This is a genomic window from Vibrio gallaecicus, from assembly GCF_024347495.1.
Classification (GTDB): domain Bacteria; phylum Pseudomonadota; class Gammaproteobacteria; order Enterobacterales; family Vibrionaceae; genus Vibrio; species Vibrio gallaecicus.
Genome location: NZ_AP025490.1, coordinates 1,316,354 through 1,334,591, shown reverse-complemented (window position 1 = coordinate 1,334,591; position 18,238 = coordinate 1,316,354). Strand labels below are relative to the sequence as shown.

The following is an 18,238-nucleotide window of genomic DNA, read 5'->3' as shown; positions in this document are numbered from 1 at the left end:
AAGCACGATATGGACTGATAAAAGAAAAAAGCGAGCTACTGCCCGCTTTAATATATAACGTCTATGAGTCTGAGTACGTATTGAAGCTAGGTTCTGTTACCTAACTTAACTGTACCTTTGGTAGAAAACCATAGCGTTTCTGTACGACGTCGACCAAGCAGGATAGGTCCATCATCGTAAAACAAAAAGTTCTTCCAATGCTTTTTAAATACTGACCATTTGGTCTCTAGCACATTGTATTTCTCGTAACAGAAGTAAACCGTTACATCATCTTGCCAGTCAATATGTTCCAAAATACCTTCTGGAAGCTCTGGTTCATCGGAATCCCAACAGCTCATCCACTTGATTTCGTCTTTCCAATTGGAAGCTTTGCTTGGCCAGTCTTGTGTGCTTAGGCGTTCTGAATCTGGGCTTTGTGGGCTCACGTTCTCTTTCCAAAACTGCGCAGCACGAGCCTGAGTCATTGGCTTGATCTTCTCTAAATCTTCAGCTGGTAAAGGCATAGATTGGTGAGTGAAAATCCATTTTCTTTGGTATTCATCCAAAGTTGTATATGACATCAAATATCCTTAACTAAATTATTAGAACGCTATGCTTCTAATATTATATATTCTTAATTCTTATTTACATATTAAATCAGCTGAATCGGTTAGTGAGCCAATCCTTAACTTATTCGAGTATCTTGCCAATTAGGATTAACCAAGGCAGTAAGTATATGGTCTTCCCATTTACCATTTATCTGCAAATAATCTTTAGCATAACCTTCGCGTTCAAAGCCAAGGTGGTTTAAAACATTTTCACTGCGTTTATTACGTGGCATATAACCAGCCATCAATCGATGAACATTCTGAACATCAAACATGTAGTCTTTGGCTAAGGTTAAGCCTCTTCGCATATAGCCATGCCCTTGTGCACTTTCAGCCAAAGAATAACCAACATTACAGGCATGAAAAGGAAAGCGGGAGAGGTTACTGAAAGACACCGTTCCTAACATTTCATTAGTTTCAGCATTGTTTAGAACGCAATAATATCCCAAGCCCATTTTATGTAACTCATGCAATTTAATTAACCTTTGGCTCCACCCTTCGACGCTAAAGAAAAGTTCTTCTCTAGCAGGCTCCCAGGGCTTTAGATATTGACGATTCGTAATAAAGTATTGGCTGATCATTTCAGCATCACCAGGTGCAGCAGTGCGTAATATTAAATCGCCATCCCGTTTAAATACTTTTTCTTTAGTACTGGTATCTTCAATCAATTTTTACGAATTCCATAATCACGCAATTTATTTGCAATAGAAGTATGAGAAACATTTAAGCGCTTTGCGAGTTTACGACTTGATGGGAAAGACTGATAAAGTTTCTCTAATATCTGAGATTCATAGTCTTTCATAATTTCATCTAGTGAGCCGTCAATATTCATGCTCGCCATCCCTGAAGCAACGGCTTCAAGCTTAGGTAAATGGAACTGTTCAATAGAAAGTGTATCGCCATCAAGCTCTGTCAGTGCCCTTAGTACCATGTTATCAAGCTGCCTAATATTACCTGGCCATTGATAGTTACCTAATTGAACGACTAACTCTTCCGTTAGCTCTGGTTTTAACATACCTAACTGGTGCGCATATTTGGCAGTAAATAATTCTAGTAACGGTCCAACATCATTTGATCTTTCTTTTAAAGCTGGAATCGATAGAGTCAAAACATTCAATCTATAGAAGAGATCTTCACGGAAAGAACCAGAGTCAGCCAGTTCTCCTAGCTTATGACGAGTTGAAGCTATGATACGCACATCAACATGCATTTCTTCTTCTTCCCCAACACGACGGAAAGTGCCATCTTGAAGAAAACGTAGTAATTTGATTTGAAGATGAGGGCTCATTTCACCAATCTCATCTAGGAATACAGTCCCGCCGTTAGCCTGCTCAAATATACCTTTATGCCCTTGCTCATGATTAAACGAGCCAGGTGCATGGCCAAATAATTCGGTTTCAGCCACGTCATCAGGCATTGAAGCACAGCTTAAAATCAAAAAAGGAAAAGAAGCACGGTTGGAACGGTTATGACACGCTTTTGCTAGCATTTCTTTGCCAGTACCAGTATCACCTTCAATTAATAGGGGCTGGTCAAGCATTGCTAGTTTCTTTGCTTGGCTAATAAGAGCTTTATGGCGGTTTGAAATACCAACAAAGTGCTCAAAACCTAGGTTATTTTTTTCAGGTAAGGAATCATGGGCATTGGCATCTTGCTGGCGGCTTGAACGAATCGTCATAACTGCACTTGCTAGTACTGGCTCAGATACATCCCCACCTAGATAAACCGGAATAATCTCAATAGAGTAGTCTAGGCCATCTAACACCACATCTTCACGATGACGATTAACATCTCCTTCAATCCAACGTGAAAAATTAAAAGTAGGTAAAAACGAAATCACTGGCTCACCAATAATTTCTTCTTCTAATTTATTGAATAGATTAAGGGCTGCGTGGTTTGCCATATCTACAGACCCTTTCAGGTCAATAGCTATCACTGGGTCAGGAAGGTTTGCTAATAGTGCAAGTAGTTCAGTATTGTGCCTTTCGCTCGGCATAAACTGAATTTTTCGGACATCATTGACACCTGAAATGCGGCGAATTTCCGCCATCAACTCACTGAAGGTATCAAAATCAATATCAGGACAATTTAAATAAATGATGCCTTTAATATCAATTTCTATACCACGTAAATCAATGCTTTTAGAGGCTAAAATATCGAGCAGCTCACGCGTTAAGCCAAGCCGATCTTCACACAATACTTCAAGACGCAAGATGTGTCCTATTAAGGTGTCAGGAAAAGTTGACACTAGTTTGAATTAAGCAATGGTACCAGTCAAGAGAAGAGTCATCATAGAGCGGTCTATATCTATTCAGCTTTTAAATATCAACAAGTTAAGAAGCTTATCTATCATTACTCTCGTCAATCAAGGTTTCTAACTGTAACATTTCGCAACAATCACTTACTTAAAACAAGGTTATTATGTGGAACTTAAAGCAAATCACCCATAGCCTATATTATTCCGTATAAACCTCACCCGGCTTAAATATGAAATACTCTAAACTATTCCTCACGCTAATCAGTACCTTTTCAGCGTCTAGTTTTGCAATGACTTCTTTCGATACCAGAAGTGTTGGCATGGGCAGCACTGGGGCGGCGTCAGCCTCTTATCTTACATCGAGTTTTCATAATCCCGCTTTAGCGGCTCGTTATAAAGAAGGGGATAACTTCGGGTTAATTCTTCCCGTGATAGGGGCAAGAGTTCATGACCGAGATGACATGATAGACAAATTGGATCACTTCCAAGATATTGATGACCAATTACAATTTGACCCTGACAATGACGAGTTATTAGATGAATGGCGTAAAGCATTAAAGCAACTGGATAATGGCAATGTAAATGTAGAAGCCAATTTAGGCACTGTATTCGCCATTCCAAATAGACATGTAAGTACCAACTTCTTCATTAAGTCTCAAATAGCCACCATTGCTCGATTTAATGTGCATGATGATGACTTACACAATGATGACCCTACTGATTCAGAGTTGCTTTCAAGTGGTCAGGCGGTCGGAGTCGCGATTGTTGACGTGGGTTTTACCTTCGCTGATACGTTCACCATTCAAGAGCACGACTTTATGTTTGGTATTTCACCTAAATACCAACGTATCTACGGTCTAAACTACGTTGAAACACTGGATGAGTTTGATGACGACTTTGATGTTGAAGAGGATTACGTAGAGAAGTCTACATTCAACATAGACTTAGGCGCAGCTTATGAGTGGGGAGACCATGCAATCATCGGTTTATCGGCTAAGAATATCCTATCGCAAGAACTGAAAACCAAAACGCATTTCGGACAAAAGGCAACGGTACTTGTTCAACCAGAATTTGTGTTGGGCATCTCATATGATAAATCGTGGTACACCCTAACAGCAGACATAGATTTAAATGCAGTAGAACACTTTAAAGAATACGGCTACAAAACTCAGTATGCGAAGGTGGGGGCTGAATTGGATGCGTTTAGCTGGGCTCAACTTCGTTTAGGCTATATGCACAGTTTAACGGACTATGCAGATGACCTAGCCACAGCAGGCTTAGGTTTCAAACCATTTGGTATTTTTGGCTTCGACTTAGCGGCACAAGCCGGTGCAGACAATAACTACGGTGTATCTGCTCAACTCATCATGCATTTTTAATGTAGGCTAAGTCAGCTGCATACAATAAACGCACCCTAAATGGGTGCGTTTTATTTATTTCAAAGTAATACGTTTCACTTCTAACAATATGGCTTTACGAAAATCCGATAATTTAATTTTTCTATCTTTATGCCAAGGAAGTGGTCGCAGTAATGACATTGCTTTTAATCCAACCCTAGCTGTTAGAATTCCAACTCCTAACCCCTGCCCTGCTCTTGCAGACACTTTTCCAGCTAAGTCCATAGACATAAGATCCATACTGGCATCAATCGCAAGCTCACTTGCTCCTGCTAATGCCATATTCAGCAATACGAGCTTGAATAATTTCAGGCGAGACCAGTAGCCCAACTCAATACCGTACACTTGTGCCAGTTTATTGATCATGGTGAAGTTTCGCCACGCGACAAGCAGCATATCTACTGCAGCAAGTGGGCTAACCGCCACTAACGCAGCAGATTCAGTCGCAAATCTAGAGATAATCCGCGTTGCTTCTTTATCTTGCTGGCTCACGACAATGGCATCGTACATATCAAGGACTTCAGCATCACTATGTGAAGGGTTTACGCTGTTTTTCCACTTATCATAAGCTGGGCTTTCTTCTTTAATTCCACCTTGCTTGGCTATATCTTCACAAAATGTTTTCCCTTTTCCTACGCTATCACTTGTCAGTAAGCTCTCACTGACCTCTTGCACACTGAAATGCTTTTTCAATGAGCGTAATTTCCATAGTTCTTTACCAATAGCACCTAAGCCAAGAGAAGCAATCCCAGCAATGAAGCCCGTCCAACCCAATGTTAGCCAATCAGCCGTTTGAAATGCAGTAATAACAGAGTCAACGGCTTGCCAGCCCACTAATGCCGTGAACGTAGTAAGCCCCCCCGTCCAAAGCCATGAACTGTGTTTGCTTGGGCGGATCACTTGCTCTAACTGTTGCTCATGTTCAGTTTCAACTTCCACTTCATCAGTCACAACCGGCGTAAACTTTTCTTGTTCAGTGAAAATTTGCTGAGTATTTAGATCCACTTGAGGCGCTTCGGTCGTATCCGACTGGAAACTAGAATCAGAGCCCATGCTAGTATTCAAAGGCTGATCAAAGACTTGTTTTGTTTTAAATTCACTCATTTCAGTTTATCTCCAATCAAAAACTCTAACGCTTTATCTAAGCGAACATGTTGGCAAGGCTGATCCGATTCCGCTCTTAATGGTCTAAAACTTGTAAACTCGAAGTGATTATCCTGCCAATATTGCTTGTTTGGTAATCTCCTAGGCACCTCTCCAGGGTAAAGCGTTTGCGAGACACCTTCTAAATTCACACCCTGAAGTGCAGGTACATTTTCATCACCTCTTGAAATAAAACCCGATGTCGTCGCTTGTATTGATGCAATGCTGATACAGCTCATATCGATATGCTCAAATGCAGCGTGCTGCCACGCAGGGTGAACCATTTGTTGCAGTAGTGACACTAAATTAGGGTGCTGCTCTGGTGTAACGTGATCTGCTTTCGAGGCAGCAAACAAAATTTTATCTATTTTAGGTGAAAACAAACGCTTCACTAAGTTACTGCGCCCATACTTAAAGCTCGTTAATAGCTGCTCTAATGCGTTTCTCATATCAATAAATGAGTCATATCCTGCATTTAGAGGCTGTAGGCAATCCACCAGCACAATTTGACGATCAAAAGTTGCGAAGTGATTCTTATAAAAAGCTTTTACCACTTTCTGTTGATACTCTTCATACCGCGATTTCAACATCGAATAGTTACTCTCTTTACTCGGTTTTTCACTTGGTTCAATACAAGGGAAAAACTGCAAGACAGGCGCTCCAGCCAATTCTCCAGGCAGTACAAAACGTCCAGGTTGCACCCAGTGCAACCCTTCTTTTTTACAGGTATATAAATATTGGGTATAGATATCTGAGATATCAGCTAATTGCTTTTCATTGATATCCGCTAATGCATCAAAACTATCAAGAACCGAAAGCCACTCACCTGCAAACTCTTTTCTATTTCCTTTAAGTGTATCGAATTGGTTTTGACTCCATGTGTCAAAATCCATATCTAACAAAGGTAAATCAAGTAACCATTCGCCGGGATAATCAACAATATCGAGATGAAGTGTACTGTTTTTAGAGAATAGCTTTTTTGCACCTTTAGTTGGCTGGTACTTAATAGCTAAACGGATTTCACTGACATCTCTCGTTGGTACTGGCCACTCTGGGGGATCAGATTGCAACGAGTTCATCGCTTCGTCGTAAGAAAAGCGAGGAATCATCATATTATTTTGAGGGATGCGTTTCGCACCAATAATTCGACCTTCTCGCGCTGACGACAATAGCGGCAGGTTGCTGTGCGTTGAAGTATGTAAAAGCTGATTCACCAATGAAGTAATAAACGCAGTCTTGCCTGCACGGGATAACCCAGTAACAGCAACTCTTACATGTGAGTCGGTTCCTCTGCTTATAAAATCGCTAACTTCTTGGGTAATCTTCTTCATTCACTTCGCTCCAACGTTTCGTCGTTGATGATTATCGGCTATTCAATATTAATGTTAGATGAATAAAAGCCTCTGATTACAATCATAATCAGAGGCTTTTTAAGATAGTTAACTGGATCTTTCATCCCCTGTTAATTTCTTAGGATGTATTCAATCGCAGTTTATTTATTCAACATTCAGTATTCGTTATCTAGTCTTCTTCAATCAGTTTATAGATAACAAACAAAGCAATTTCTACTACAGCTAAAAGCGCTAAACTAATGGTTACGTACTTTTCATCAAAAATACTGATTCCATGCAAAATCAAGTCGTAACCGACAAAGCCACCAACAACCACAGCTAAAATAATTTGTAGGATTTGAACAAAACGAGGCATTCCTCTCTCCTAATTTTTATATCTGTCTACATAATACTAATTGTTATTAGTATTACGGTCTTTGTTTCACTATATCATTGATAAAATGAAAAAAGTGCAGTTAATTCTGCACTTTTTATCTTATATCTATTATTTACTTCGCGGCTTCCGCTTCCGCAATCTTAACTTTCCAAGTATCAGGACCGATTTGGTGAGCGTTTGCACCAGTTGAATCAACCGCAACTGTCACTGGCATGTCTTCAACTTCAAATTCGTAAATCGCTTCCATACCTAAGTCTTCAAATGCCACGACACGAGCTTTCTTAATTGCTTTAGCAACCAAGTATGCTGCGCCGCCCACTGCCATGAGGTAAACCGCTTTATGCTGCTTGATAGATTCAACAGTTGCAGGGCCTCGCTCGGCTTTACCAATCATACCCATGATGCCTGTTTCTTCTAGCATCATATCTGTGAACTTATCCATACGAGTTGAAGTCGTTGGACCTGCAGGACCTACCGCTTCGTCACCTACTGCATCAACAGGACCTACGTAGTAGATGAATTTACCTTTCAGATCGACACCATCAGGTAAACCTTCACCACTTTCTAGCATACCTTGAATTCGCTTATGCGCAGCATCACGACCTGTTAAGATTTTACCAGACAGTAAAACGGTTTCGCCTGTCTTCCACTCTTGCACATCTTCTTTGGTAACTTCATCAAGATTCACTCGGCGAGTATTCGCGCCCGCTTCCCAAGTAATATCTGGCCATTCTTCTAGCTTAGGCGGCGTAAGTTCAGCAGGACCACTTCCATCAAGAGTGAAGTGAACATGGCGCGTCGCCGCACAGTTAGGAATTAAGCAAACGGGCTTAGACGCCGCGTGGGTTGGCGCACTTTTGATTTTAACATCAACAACAGTCGTGAGACCGCCAAGACCTTGGGCACCAATCCCAAGTTTATTAACACGGTTGAAGATATCTAAACGCAGCTCTTCTTCTGCATTTTCAGGGCCTTTTTCAATCAGCTCTTGAATATCAATGTGTTCCATCAAGGATTCTTTCGCAAGTACCGCAGCTTTCTCAGCCGTACCACCAATACCTATGCCTAGCATACCCGGTGGACACCAGCCCGCACCCATAGTTGGTAGCGTCTTCTCTACCCATTCAGCAATGTCATCAGAAGGGTTAAGCATAACCATTTTAGTTTTATTTTCAGAACCGCCGCCTTTCGCTGCGATTTGGATTTCAACTTTGTTACCAGGAACCATATTAATGTGAACAACCGCTGGTGTGTTGTCTTTAGTATTAATACGCTTACCGGCAGGATCCATTAAGACAGATGCGCGCAGCGGGTTATCAGGATTGTTGTAAGCTTGACGAACTCCTTCATCAACCATTTCTTGAACCGTTTGGTCCGTTTCCCATTTCACTTCCATACCAATATTAACGAAACACGTTACGATACCCGTATCTTGGCAAATTGGACGATGCCCTTCAGCAGACATTCGAGAGTTAATCAAGATCTGAGCAATTGCATCTTTTGCTGCTTGGCTTTCTTCCTTCTCATAGGCTTTTTCAAGAGCTTGGACGAAATCTAAAGGATGATAATAAGAAATATATTGAAGTGCATCAGCGACACTGCTGATCACATCTTGCTTACGAATAACCGTCATTGCATGCCTCTTTATTGTTCTAGTTCCATGATGAGTTCTTAACTTTGCCACTTTGATGAGCTTTTATTATTGCTAAAAGCAATCGCTTGCATAATTTGATATTTGCTCCGTTGTATCAACCGAATAATGGCGATAAATAGAGGCAAAGAAAAATCATGTTCTATTGCTTTAGCGTTTGTCGCTTCAATCAAGAACTCACTTTATTTTGAATTTATGATACTCTTGCTTCTTCTAACACGCCATGCAGTGATCGAACTCTTTGTCACAAATTAAACAAATGAATAACAACGAATTTCACTCTATCCAAATTAAGCCGCTTGAATATCATTCAACCCTTGCTAAACAACTGTTTTCACGTATTGAAAACCTGCCTTGGGCAATGCTATTACGCTCTGCTTCAGAAAGCCATATTGACAGTAGATTCGACATTTTAGTTGCTCAACCTATCGCCACTTTCGAAACAATAGGTGAAAAAACAACCGTAAATGTTAATGGAAACTCTGAAGTTTCAGAAGCTGACCCATTCACTCTATTAGATGACTATCAAAGCCAACTACTTCCTGATATTGATGCTTTCCCAGAGTTACCATTCGTCGGCGGTGCCTTAGGGTATTTCAGTTATGATCTTGGGCGACGAGTAGAGAGCTTACCTGATATCGCCACTCACGATATTGCAACGCCAGATATGGCTGTAGGCTTGTATGAATGGGCTATTATCGTAGACCACCAAACTCAATCGGCTTGTGTAGTAGGAGTAAACATTCAAAAACATTGGGACTGGTTAACTTCTCAAGGTGAAGGCAGTTCAACAAACCAGCAAGACCTTCAAGATTTTGCACTTACCAGCCCTTGGGTTTCCAATATGTCTCAAGAAGACTATGGGAATAAGTTTGCGCAAGTTCAAGAATACTTATTGTCTGGCGATTGTTACCAAATCAACCTTGCTCAACGTTTTAAAGCTACGTACCAAGGCAGTGAATGGCATGCGTACAATACGTTAGAAAAAAATAACTCAGCCCCATTCTCTGCTTTTATTCGTATGGAAAACTCTTCTATTTTGAGTATTTCACCTGAACGCTTTCTTAAGCTAGACAGCGATATGATCGAAACAAAACCAATTAAAGGTACAAGACCAAGATCTCTTGATACCACTCAAGATCTAGAGAATGCTAGAGATCTCTCTGTTGCAGAGAAAGATCAAGCTGAAAACCTTATGATCGTTGACCTGCTGCGTAATGATATTGGCCGAGTTGCTAAGCCAGGCACTGTTCATGTCCCTAAGTTATTCGATATTGAAAGTTTTCCTGCGGTGCATCATTTAGTCAGTACTATTAGGGCAAATTTAGATGATTCTTATCGTGCCAGCGACTTATTAAGGGCTTGTTTCCCTGGAGGTTCAATTACTGGTGCACCTAAAATCCGCGCTATGCAAATTATTGAAGAGCTAGAGCCCCATCGACGTTCTGCTTATTGTGGAAGTATTGGTTATATAAGTCGAAATGGAAACATGGACACCAGTATTACTATTCGCACTCTGGTTGCAGAAAATAACAACCTCTATGCATGGGCAGGTGGCGGTGTTGTTGCGGATAGCGAGTGTGATTCTGAATACCAGGAAACCTTAGATAAGCTAAGCCGAATATTACCAGTTTTGTCTGAGTGCTAAGTACTTTCAACTGAACTACAGGGGACAGAAAAATATAGGCACAACGCTGAAAAGTGTTATGCCTATTTTTATATCATAACGATACACTGATATTGGCTGAAAATTATCCCCACTTAATCAGCATTTCTTTTAAATCTTTTGCTGTATATGGTTTACTCAATATATCGTCCATACCGCATTCAATGCATCGTTCACGTTCTTCGAGTGTTGTGCCAGCGGTTAATGCAACAATCGTCCTATCATAACCGTCTTCCCTTAATTTCTCTGTCGCTTCGAAACCGTCCATGATGGGCATCCGGCAATCCATAAACACAACATCATAATAATTTTGGCTAGCGTATTGAAAGCCTTCCACACCATTTACCGCAATCTCAGGCATGATTTCAAATTTTTTCAGCATCTGTTGAATAATAATTTGATTCATTTTGATGTCATCAACGACTAAAATTTTCAATGAGGATAAAGTCACTTCAGTGGCAAGCTCTTCCTTGCTATGACTAGTAGATTGCGGATCTTCAGCAGGCTCTAGGGGAATCTCGACTCTGAAGGTCGTGCCTTTATCAAGCTCGCTCTTTGCTTCGATATTACCATCCATTACGCCAACTAGTTTTTTGCAAATGGCAAGCCCCAAGCCTGTTCCTTCATAGTTTCGGCTACTGGATCTATCAGCTTGAGTAAACGGTTCAAATAAGGTTTCTTTCGCGCTTTTCGATATACCGATCCCTGTATCTTCAACCGAAAAAACAAACTGTCCATGTTTCCAGCCGATATGAACCTTCACATAACCGTGCTCCGTAAACTTAATCGCATTCCCAATTAAGTTCACAAATAGCTGTGTCACTCTTTCTAAGTCACCAACAAAATAGCGAGGGACATGACCGCTAATCGTTACATCAAACTGCAGTTGCTTCTCAGCAGCTCTATTTACAAAAATACTCTCGATGGTGTTCCTTAATTCATCCAGCGAAAACTTCTTAGGAATAAGTTCTAACATACCTGCATTAATTTTACTGTAATCCAGTAAATCGTTAATGATGATCCTTAAAAACTCACCCGACTGGCTGAGGTTGTTCACTATCTCTTTTTGAGAATCGGTTAATACCGTATCATTTAATAATTCTGCGCTGCCTAATAAACCGTTTAAAGGGGTTCTCAGTTCATGGTTAATCATGGCAACAAAGTCGCGTGTTGCTCTCTCTGACTCTTCCGCTCGGTTACGAGATTCAACATTTCGATTAATGGCTAACTGATGTGTGATTGCGCTGCATAATAGCTCAGTCACAAGTAATAATTGGCTTTCAATAAGAGCGTGATCTTGCCCATGAAGGTTAACTTTAAGTATTAGAACGCCAACAATGACTTTCTCAACTTCAAGCGGCATCGTTAATAATTCACCATCCCATTCAGGCTCTTCGACGGTATCAACCACTTTGCCTTGGATTGATTTATCGCCAAAATCGCTTACTTTGAGTTGAGGCAACAAATTTTGAGGCAGTATCAAACGGCTTGACTCGATCAAATAACTATTCGTCACACTCTGCGCTAAGTCTGACAGCATCACATCATCGAGGTTTTTTCTCAGAAATGCCCGTCCAAAATCGATCAATAAACTGTCTATTTGTTCTTGGAACTCAATTTTTCGAAGATTGGCATTAGAGCTCTTCTCTAACTGTCTAAGTGCGAGTTCTAGGTGCTGATTAGTTTCAAAAAGAACTAAGCTTTTCTCTTCCAGTAGTCTCTCAGCTTCCTTTCTCGCCGCAATTTGCCGCTTCAGTTTATGCTCTAAAGCCGATACTAAACTCATACTACTGTTGCTCTATTTTCAAATTAAAACGAACGACACTTCCATCTGCGGTTTGTGGTGCCATTTCTACTGAAATAGTTTCATTATGATATTCCGCACAACCTTCAATTAAACCAAGGCAAACATGGGACATGCACCGTGCACTCTTATAATCAAACACTAAATTAGCTTCATTTTGTGTAATAAAGTCGAATTCGGGAGGTTGAGCATCTGGGTAAAGTTTTTTAACTTCAACATGAATATAACGCTCTACATGCTGAATAAATTGAAATGTATTGTATGAATGGTTCAGACTGGCTTTATTTGGAACAGAAGCTAGTAAGTTTTTAAACACAGATTGTCCAAAAACTCGTTGTAGGGCTTCCGGGTCAACCTTAGTTTTTTTACTCAGGTTAATAATCAGCTTAACAAGATCGTGATGATCATAACTCCCGACAGAAGTATAAACCCCCTCATCGTCTGACATTTCAAGAACTTCATCTAATAACTCAAGTCCAAACTTATCTTCTACAAGCTCTAAAAATTCGGTGAATATGATTCCTTTCATTCCATCCCTTACTTTGTATGACTTTAAGATAAGAATGATCCACATCTTCATACTTATCAAATTGTTGTCTTTAAAAACTCTTCATATATCACTTTCTTCTATCCAATTAAGTAAAGAATTGGCTTCAAAGAGCATGATTGTTTAATCATTAGTCAATTAGCTAATTACATTTTAGTCAATAATATAAAAAAGGCTTTAAATAATTAATTGGGAGAGTCCGCTATACTTATGATTAAATTAATCAATGTTCTGGGGCTATATGAATAGACAGCACTTTTTACAGCAATTCCAGTTAAAGACGACCGTTGGCTACCATCCAGAGTCCATTAAACGCCTTTCTCATCTGAATGATAGTAAGTTGCGTAAAGCTGCCGTTGTAGTGGGTTTAGTCGATCGAAAAGAAGGGCTGCATGTTATTTTCACTAAGCGGGCAAAACATTTAAAGCATCACCCCGGTCAAATCAGTTTCCCTGGCGGAAAATTTGAACCCTCCGATCCTTCGTTGCATTTCACGGCACTGCGGGAATTAGAAGAAGAGGTCGGTATTCTTTCATCTCAGGTGAAAATTATTGGTGAACTGCCAGAACTTCCAACTATTAGTCTTTTTTCGGTCACACCGATTATTGCGATGATCGACCCGGGCTATGAAGCTATTATCGATAAAAATGAAGTCGAATCACTTTTTGAAGTACCAGCTAGCCATTTGCTCAACTCTGATCACCTTTATAGTCACACCGTTAATTTCAACCAATACAAGCACCGAGTTTTCGCTATGCCTTTCCAGCAGCATTTAATTTGGGGGATGACAGCTCAAATCATTCAGTCTTTGCAGCAGCAAATGAAAAAACACACCGCATAAATACACAACAAATCACACAGCAACTACACCTTGTTGATGCCCTGTTAACAAATTAGCCTTTTCTTATCGGACAGAATTATTAATGCAAATTTGCGCAATCGTTTTCTTGTGATGATTATATAAAATACCACCTCTCGCATTAATAAAACTAATAGTAAGCATAAATAGAAATCACCTGTAGCACGCTATTTTCGTGATCAAAAATCCGTTTTTGCAATATCATGTATCAAGCCGTTCCATTACATGATTTAGATCTATTTTTTGCCGAAGAAAATTCTGCAAAATCACTCCTGACTTATTTCCTGTTCCCAAAAAATGAGTAATTTAACATGAACACAACAACTTCTTCGGCAAATGCCGTTAAAACTTCTAGTAAGTTTAATTATAAAGATTTTACATGGTGTCTTTCACTTTTCGGTACTGCCGTAGGTGCGGGTGTACTTTTTCTTCCTATTAAAGCTGGTGCGGGTGGTTTTTGGCCATTAGTTATACTAGCCCTTATTGCGGCACCAATGACTTGGTTCGCACATAAATCTTTAGCTCGTTTTGTACTATCAGCTAAAAACCCTGAAGCAGATATCACAGATACTGTTGAAGAACATTTCGGTAAGACTGGCGCAAACATCATTACTTTTGCTTACTTCTTCGCTATCTACCCAATCGTTCTTATCTACGGCGTTGGTATCACCAACACAGTTGACTCTTTCCTTGTAAACCAAATGGGTATGGAATCTATTCCTCGTCCTCTTCTTTCTGGTGCACTTATCCTTGCTATGACAGCAGGTGTTGTATTCGGTAAAGAGCTGATGCTTAAAGCAACTTCAGCGATGGTTTACCCACTAGTATTCATCCTACTAGCATTGTCTTTCTACCTAGTTCCTGATTGGAACACTTCAATGATGGAAACAAGCCCAGAATGGTCAGCAATGCCTTCTATTATCTGGCTTGCGATTCCAATCATCGTGTTCTCTTTCAACCACAGCCCAATCATTTCACAGTTCTCTAAAGAGCAACGTCGTGTATACGGTGAAGACGCAGTTAAGAAAACTGACGCGATCACTGGTGGCGCAGCAATGATGCTAATGGGTTTTGTAATGTTCTTCGTTTTCTCTGTAGTACTTTCTCTATCTCCAGAGCAACTAGCAACAGCGCAAGCACAAAACATCTCTGTACTTTCTTACCTAGCTAACGTTCACGAGTCTCCACTTATCTCTTACATGGGTCCTCTTGTAGCGTTCGCAGCGATTACTTCTAGCTACTTCGGTCACTTCCTAGGTGCTCATGAAGGTCTTGTTGGTCTAATCAAGTCTCGCTCTGGTTCTTCAATCAGCACGATTGAAAAAGCTTCTCTAGGGTTCATCGTTGTTACAACTTGGATTGTTGCGGTAGTTAACCCAAGCATCCTAGGTATGATTGAAACAATGGGTGCTCCAATGATTGCAGCTATCCTGTTCCTAATGCCTGTATTCGCGATGCAAAAAGTACCAGCAATGGCTAAGTACAAAACATCAGCACCTGTGCAAATCTTTACAGCTTTATGTGGTCTAGCGGCTATTAGTTCTGTAATCTACGGCGCTCTTTAATCTAAAGCACTTTTTATAAGATGAGCTTCATCTTATATCGCGAGATTAAACACAAAATATAATGATAATAAATGAGCCTCCCTACTCCCCTTGGGAGGCTCTCTTTTTGAGGTAATCGCTATGATTAGTGTATTTGATATCTATAAAATCGGTGTTGGTCCATCGAGCTCACATACAGTTGGACCAATGAAAGCGGGTAAAGAATTTATTGATGACCTACGTTCAATGGGAAAATTGCGCGACATCACTAAAATCACCGTGGACGTATATGGATCACTATCACTGACAGGGAAAGGTCACCACACAGATATCGCTATCATCATGGGTCTTGCTGGCAATACTCCTGAGAAAGTAGATATCGACTCTATCGCGGGCTTTATTGCTCGAGTAGAAGAAACTGAACGTCTACCTGTTGGTATGCACTGTCATACTGTTTCGTTCCCTAAAGATGGCGGAATGAATTTCCATACTTCGAACCTTTCATTGCATGAAAATGGCATGAGCATTCATGCTTGGGTTGATGACGAAGTAGCTTACTCAAAAACGTACTACTCAATTGGTGGCGGTTTCATCGTTGACGAAGAAAACTTCGGCAAAGAAGAAGAAAACCCAATCAAAGCACCTTACGAATTCACAACAGCTGAAGAGCTGGTTAATCAGTGTAAAGAAAGCGGTCTTTCTATCAGTACATTGGTTATGAAAAACCAAGCGGCTTTCCACTCAGACGAAGAGTCTCGCACTTACTTCGCTAACATCTGGAAAACGATGCGTGAGTGTATGGATCGCGGTATGAATACTGAAGGTATCCTGCCTGGTCCACTGCGTGTACCTCGTCGTGCAGCAGCACTTCGCCAACAGCTGATCACTTCAGAAAAAACAACCAACGATCCAATGACGGTTGTTGACTGGGTGAACATGTTTGCTTTCGCAGTAAACGAAGAAAACGCTGCTGGCGGTCGTGTAGTAACGGCTCCAACAAATGGCGCATGTGGCATCATTCCTGCTGTATTGGCTTACTACGATAAGTTCATTCAAACAGTAACAGAGAAAGACTACATCCGTTACTTCGCCGCTTCTGGCGCGATCGGTGGTCTTTACAAGCGTAACGCTTCTATCTCTGGTGCTGAAGTTGGCTGTCAGGGTGAAGTTGGTGTGGCATGTTCTATGGCTGCTGCTGGTCTTGCTGAGCTTATGGGTGGTAGCCCTGAACAAGTATGTATGGCTGCAGAAATCGGCATGGAGCACAACCTAGGTCTAACGTGTGACCCAGTTGCTGGCCAAGTACAAGTACCATGTATCGAGCGTAACGGTATTGCTGCAGTTAAAGCAATCAACTCAACTCGTATGGCACTTCGTCGCTCTTCTGCTCCTACTGTTTCTCTCGATAAAGTTATCGAAACAATGCTAGAAACAGGTAAAGACATGAACGCTAAATACCGTGAGACTTCTCAAGGTGGTTTGGCTGTTAAGGTTGTTTGTTAATTAACATTCGTTTGTTAGTTAACATTGGCTTGCTAGTCAGCATTAATTTATTGACCAGCATCAGTTAACAAGCCAACACTTAACTCAGTCTGCTTGATAACGAGCAGATAATAAAAAGGAACGCCGATGCGTTCCTTTTTTGTATCTAACTTTTTGTGTCTAAATAGCATAGTTTTTGCGTCTAAATATCACAGATGAATTTTTCTTAGACGCTTACAGCCGAAGCTAGCTAAATCACTTGCGAAATAAGCAGGAAACAACCAAAAGCCAACGAGAACATCAACATTACATTGCCCCCTTCTGCTCGGTATTTGTCTTCAGCTATTTTCATGAATCGTTGCTTATGGACCATAGCTAACGGCACAAAAACCGCTAAGAAAACTAAAATGATCCCTGCGTAGTTCAATACTGCTAAAAACTTATCCGCCGCCAGCAATGACCCCGCTAAAGGCAATATAAAACTAATGCCGTAAGTCACAGCGGTATTCTGGTTAAACATGTCTTTGTTTTGGTTGAATAGTGCCATCGCAACACCAAAAAATGACGTCAATAACGCTAAACCTGTGAACGTAGTTAATATACTGCCAACCCAAGGAGAACGAGCTTCAAACGCAGCCATTAAGTCGGATACATTGTGAAAGCTTCTGAACTGTTCAGGGCTTAAATTACCCACAACAGCAAATAGCCAGAATAAGTAACAGACTAAGGGAATTAAAGATCCAATAATGACCATATTGCGCAGTTGCTTGTCTGTCGCTTCATGGTTATAAGAAACCAATGTTGGGATAACCACCATAAACCCAAAGCTGGTAAATAGAATTGCACTGGTTTTGATTAATTCAACGTGGTCATTATTCGTTACTTGTTGCATGTTATAGGTAGACACACCTGGCATAAGAAATACCAATGTCAAAACTAAACTACATAGCATAACTAAAAATAGCAGCCGATTGAGCTTGTCTACCGCTCCCGTTCCACAAGCGACAATCGCGCCGGCTAGTACCGTAAATAACACTTGGCTTTGAACAGCCGTAAGAGTGAGACCTAAATTGGCTGCTAGCTTACTGATCAAATCTCCGGCGCCTAGGATATAAGCCATTAATAAGCAGATAAGTAACGCGTACAGTAACCCGTTAGTGATGAATTGACCTTTCTTCCCGAGCGTCTCTCTTGCTACAGAGTTTAAACCCAGACCGCCACCAGATTTCAGCGTCGCTTCCAATAAAAGCAACGCCGTATAAGTTGTTCCAAAACAGATAAGAACCATCAGTGAGGTTCCGTAAACTAGCCCAAACTGAGCAAGAACCATTGGAATGGCAAGCATACCGGCACCTAAAGCAGTACCAGCGATAATTAGGGAGCTCCCTATCATTTTAATATTCATAGTCTTTAACTTATTTATTTGATTTTTAAATGTGCGTCAGCATCGCTATCGTGCAGATACCGAAAACTCAGAGTGTAATAAAGTTAATAAGACCGATAATAAGAATGGTGTGCAGGCAGAAAGCGTGCAAATAAAGCATGAAGCAGAGGGGAAAAGCGAGGTTGTAGA

At 40.7% G+C, this 18,238-nt stretch carries 15 protein-coding genes; 5 read left to right on the top strand and 10 right to left on the bottom strand.

The window, feature by feature from the left end; translation table 11 throughout:
* Positions 1 to 86: 86 nt before the first annotated feature.
* From OCU78_RS05910 to tyrR, 3 genes are all read right to left on the bottom strand, one after another.
* Entirely contained in the window at positions 87 to 560 is a 474-nt protein-coding gene (locus OCU78_RS05910; protein WP_137372623.1) for a DUF2947 domain-containing protein, read from the bottom strand.
* Between the two features lie 104 nt (positions 561 to 664).
* On the bottom strand, positions 665 to 1,252 hold the full coding sequence (rimJ, locus tag OCU78_RS05905) for a ribosomal protein S5-alanine N-acetyltransferase (protein WP_137372803.1): 588 nt from the start codon (positions 1,250 to 1,252) through the stop codon (positions 665 to 667).
* The gene (gene tyrR, locus OCU78_RS05900; RefSeq protein WP_137372622.1) at positions 1,252 to 2,799 is read right to left on the bottom strand and encodes a transcriptional regulator TyrR; all 1,548 of its coding nucleotides are present in this window, start codon (positions 2,797 to 2,799) and stop codon (positions 1,252 to 1,254) included. Before tyrR ends, rimJ begins: the two co-directional genes overlap by 1 nt.
* 275 nt (positions 2,800 to 3,074) lie before the next feature.
* Between tyrR and OCU78_RS05895 the strand changes: the two genes are divergently transcribed.
* Positions 3,075 to 4,223 carry a conjugal transfer protein TraF gene (locus OCU78_RS05895; RefSeq protein WP_137372621.1) on the top strand — a complete coding sequence of 383 codons (1,149 nt, stop codon included), beginning with the start codon at positions 3,075 to 3,077 and terminating at the stop codon, positions 4,221 to 4,223.
* A gap of 54 nt (positions 4,224 to 4,277) precedes the next feature.
* Here OCU78_RS05895 and OCU78_RS05890 read toward each other — a convergent pair whose 3' ends face one another.
* The 4 genes from OCU78_RS05890 to OCU78_RS05875 all read right to left on the bottom strand — a co-directional run bounded on the left by OCU78_RS05890 (position 4,278) and on the right by OCU78_RS05875 (position 8,745).
* Complete coding sequence (locus tag OCU78_RS05890) at positions 4,278 to 5,345, bottom strand: YcjF family protein (RefSeq protein WP_137372620.1); 1,068 nt, start codon at positions 5,343 to 5,345, stop codon at positions 4,278 to 4,280.
* Positions 5,342 to 6,715 carry a YcjX family GTP-binding protein gene (locus tag OCU78_RS05885; protein WP_137372619.1) on the bottom strand — a complete coding sequence of 458 codons (1,374 nt, stop codon included), beginning with the start codon at positions 6,713 to 6,715 and terminating at the stop codon, positions 5,342 to 5,344. Before OCU78_RS05885 ends, OCU78_RS05890 begins: the two co-directional genes overlap by 4 nt.
* 190 nt (positions 6,716 to 6,905) lie before the next feature.
* Entirely contained in the window at positions 6,906 to 7,091 is a 186-nt protein-coding gene (locus tag OCU78_RS05880) for a hypothetical protein (protein ID WP_137372618.1), read from the bottom strand.
* Between the two features lie 133 nt (positions 7,092 to 7,224).
* The gene (locus OCU78_RS05875; RefSeq protein WP_137372617.1) at positions 7,225 to 8,745 is read right to left on the bottom strand and encodes a fumarate hydratase; all 1,521 of its coding nucleotides are present in this window, start codon (positions 8,743 to 8,745) and stop codon (positions 7,225 to 7,227) included.
* Between the two features lie 277 nt (positions 8,746 to 9,022).
* On the opposite strand from OCU78_RS05875, the gene pabB reads away from it, so the two are divergent.
* Positions 9,023 to 10,411 (top strand): aminodeoxychorismate synthase component I, encoded by a 1,389-nt coding sequence (pabB, locus tag OCU78_RS05870; protein ID WP_137372616.1) that lies wholly within the window; start codon positions 9,023 to 9,025, stop codon positions 10,409 to 10,411.
* Between the two features lie 103 nt (positions 10,412 to 10,514).
* On the opposite strand, the gene OCU78_RS05865 is transcribed toward pabB, so the two are convergent.
* Together OCU78_RS05865 and OCU78_RS05860 are read right to left on the bottom strand one after the other, a co-directional pair.
* Positions 10,515 to 12,215: an ATP-binding protein gene (locus OCU78_RS05865; protein WP_137372615.1), complete on the bottom strand. Its 1,701-nt coding sequence runs from the start codon at positions 12,213 to 12,215 to the stop codon at positions 10,515 to 10,517.
* A gap of 1 nt (position 12,216) precedes the next feature.
* Positions 12,217 to 12,762: a heme NO-binding domain-containing protein gene (locus OCU78_RS05860; RefSeq protein ID WP_137372614.1), complete on the bottom strand. Its 546-nt coding sequence runs from the start codon at positions 12,760 to 12,762 to the stop codon at positions 12,217 to 12,219.
* A 259-nt stretch (positions 12,763 to 13,021) separates the two neighbouring features.
* On the opposite strand from OCU78_RS05860, the gene OCU78_RS05855 reads away from it, so the two are divergent.
* From OCU78_RS05855 to OCU78_RS05845, 3 genes are all read left to right on the top strand, one after another.
* Positions 13,022 to 13,621 carry a CoA pyrophosphatase gene (locus OCU78_RS05855; protein ID WP_137372613.1) on the top strand — a complete coding sequence of 200 codons (600 nt, stop codon included), beginning with the start codon at positions 13,022 to 13,024 and terminating at the stop codon, positions 13,619 to 13,621.
* Positions 13,622 to 13,950: 329 nt separating this feature from the next.
* Complete coding sequence (locus OCU78_RS05850; RefSeq protein ID WP_137372612.1) at positions 13,951 to 15,204, top strand: aromatic amino acid transport family protein; 1,254 nt, start codon at positions 13,951 to 13,953, stop codon at positions 15,202 to 15,204.
* Between the two features lie 120 nt (positions 15,205 to 15,324).
* On the top strand, positions 15,325 to 16,686 hold the full coding sequence (locus tag OCU78_RS05845; RefSeq protein ID WP_137372611.1) for an L-serine ammonia-lyase: 1,362 nt from the start codon (positions 15,325 to 15,327) through the stop codon (positions 16,684 to 16,686).
* 229 nt (positions 16,687 to 16,915) lie between these two features.
* Here the strand turns inward: OCU78_RS05845 and OCU78_RS05840 are convergent, their stop codons facing one another.
* A complete protein-coding gene (locus OCU78_RS05840) occupies positions 16,916 to 18,070 on the bottom strand; it encodes an amino acid permease (protein WP_167494001.1) in 1,155 nt (384 codons plus the stop codon).
* Between the last annotated feature and the right edge of the window lie 168 nt (positions 18,071 to 18,238).

Excerpts from the sequence above, each read along its gene's own strand:
- OCU78_RS05910 (WP_137372623.1), bottom strand. The coding sequence starts at position 560 with ATGTCATATACAACTTTGGATGAATACCAAAGAAAATGGATTTTCACT.
- OCU78_RS05875 (WP_137372617.1), bottom strand. The coding sequence starts at position 8,745 with ATGACGGTTATTCGTAAGCAAGATGTGATCAGCAGTGTCGCTGATGCA.
- OCU78_RS05865 (WP_137372615.1), bottom strand. The coding sequence starts at position 12,215 with ATGAGTTTAGTATCGGCTTTAGAGCATAAACTGAAGCGGCAAATTGCG.
- OCU78_RS05860 (WP_137372614.1), bottom strand. The coding sequence starts at position 12,762 with ATGAAAGGAATCATATTCACCGAATTTTTAGAGCTTGTAGAAGATAAG.
- OCU78_RS05885 (WP_137372619.1), bottom strand. The coding sequence starts at position 6,715 with ATGAAGAAGATTACCCAAGAAGTTAGCGATTTTATAAGCAGAGGAACC.
- OCU78_RS05880 (WP_137372618.1), bottom strand. The coding sequence starts at position 7,091 with ATGCCTCGTTTTGTTCAAATCCTACAAATTATTTTAGCTGTGGTTGTT.
- OCU78_RS05890 (WP_137372620.1), bottom strand. The coding sequence starts at position 5,345 with ATGAGTGAATTTAAAACAAAACAAGTCTTTGATCAGCCTTTGAATACT.
- OCU78_RS05840 (WP_167494001.1), bottom strand. The coding sequence starts at position 18,070 with ATGAATATTAAAATGATAGGGAGCTCCCTAATTATCGCTGGTACTGCT.
- OCU78_RS05855 (WP_137372613.1), top strand. The coding sequence starts at position 13,022 with ATGAATAGACAGCACTTTTTACAGCAATTCCAGTTAAAGACGACCGTT.
- OCU78_RS05895 (WP_137372621.1), top strand. The coding sequence starts at position 3,075 with ATGAAATACTCTAAACTATTCCTCACGCTAATCAGTACCTTTTCAGCG.
- pabB (WP_137372616.1), top strand. The coding sequence starts at position 9,023 with ATGAATAACAACGAATTTCACTCTATCCAAATTAAGCCGCTTGAATAT.
- OCU78_RS05850 (WP_137372612.1), top strand. The coding sequence starts at position 13,951 with ATGAACACAACAACTTCTTCGGCAAATGCCGTTAAAACTTCTAGTAAG.
- OCU78_RS05845 (WP_137372611.1), top strand. The coding sequence starts at position 15,325 with ATGATTAGTGTATTTGATATCTATAAAATCGGTGTTGGTCCATCGAGC.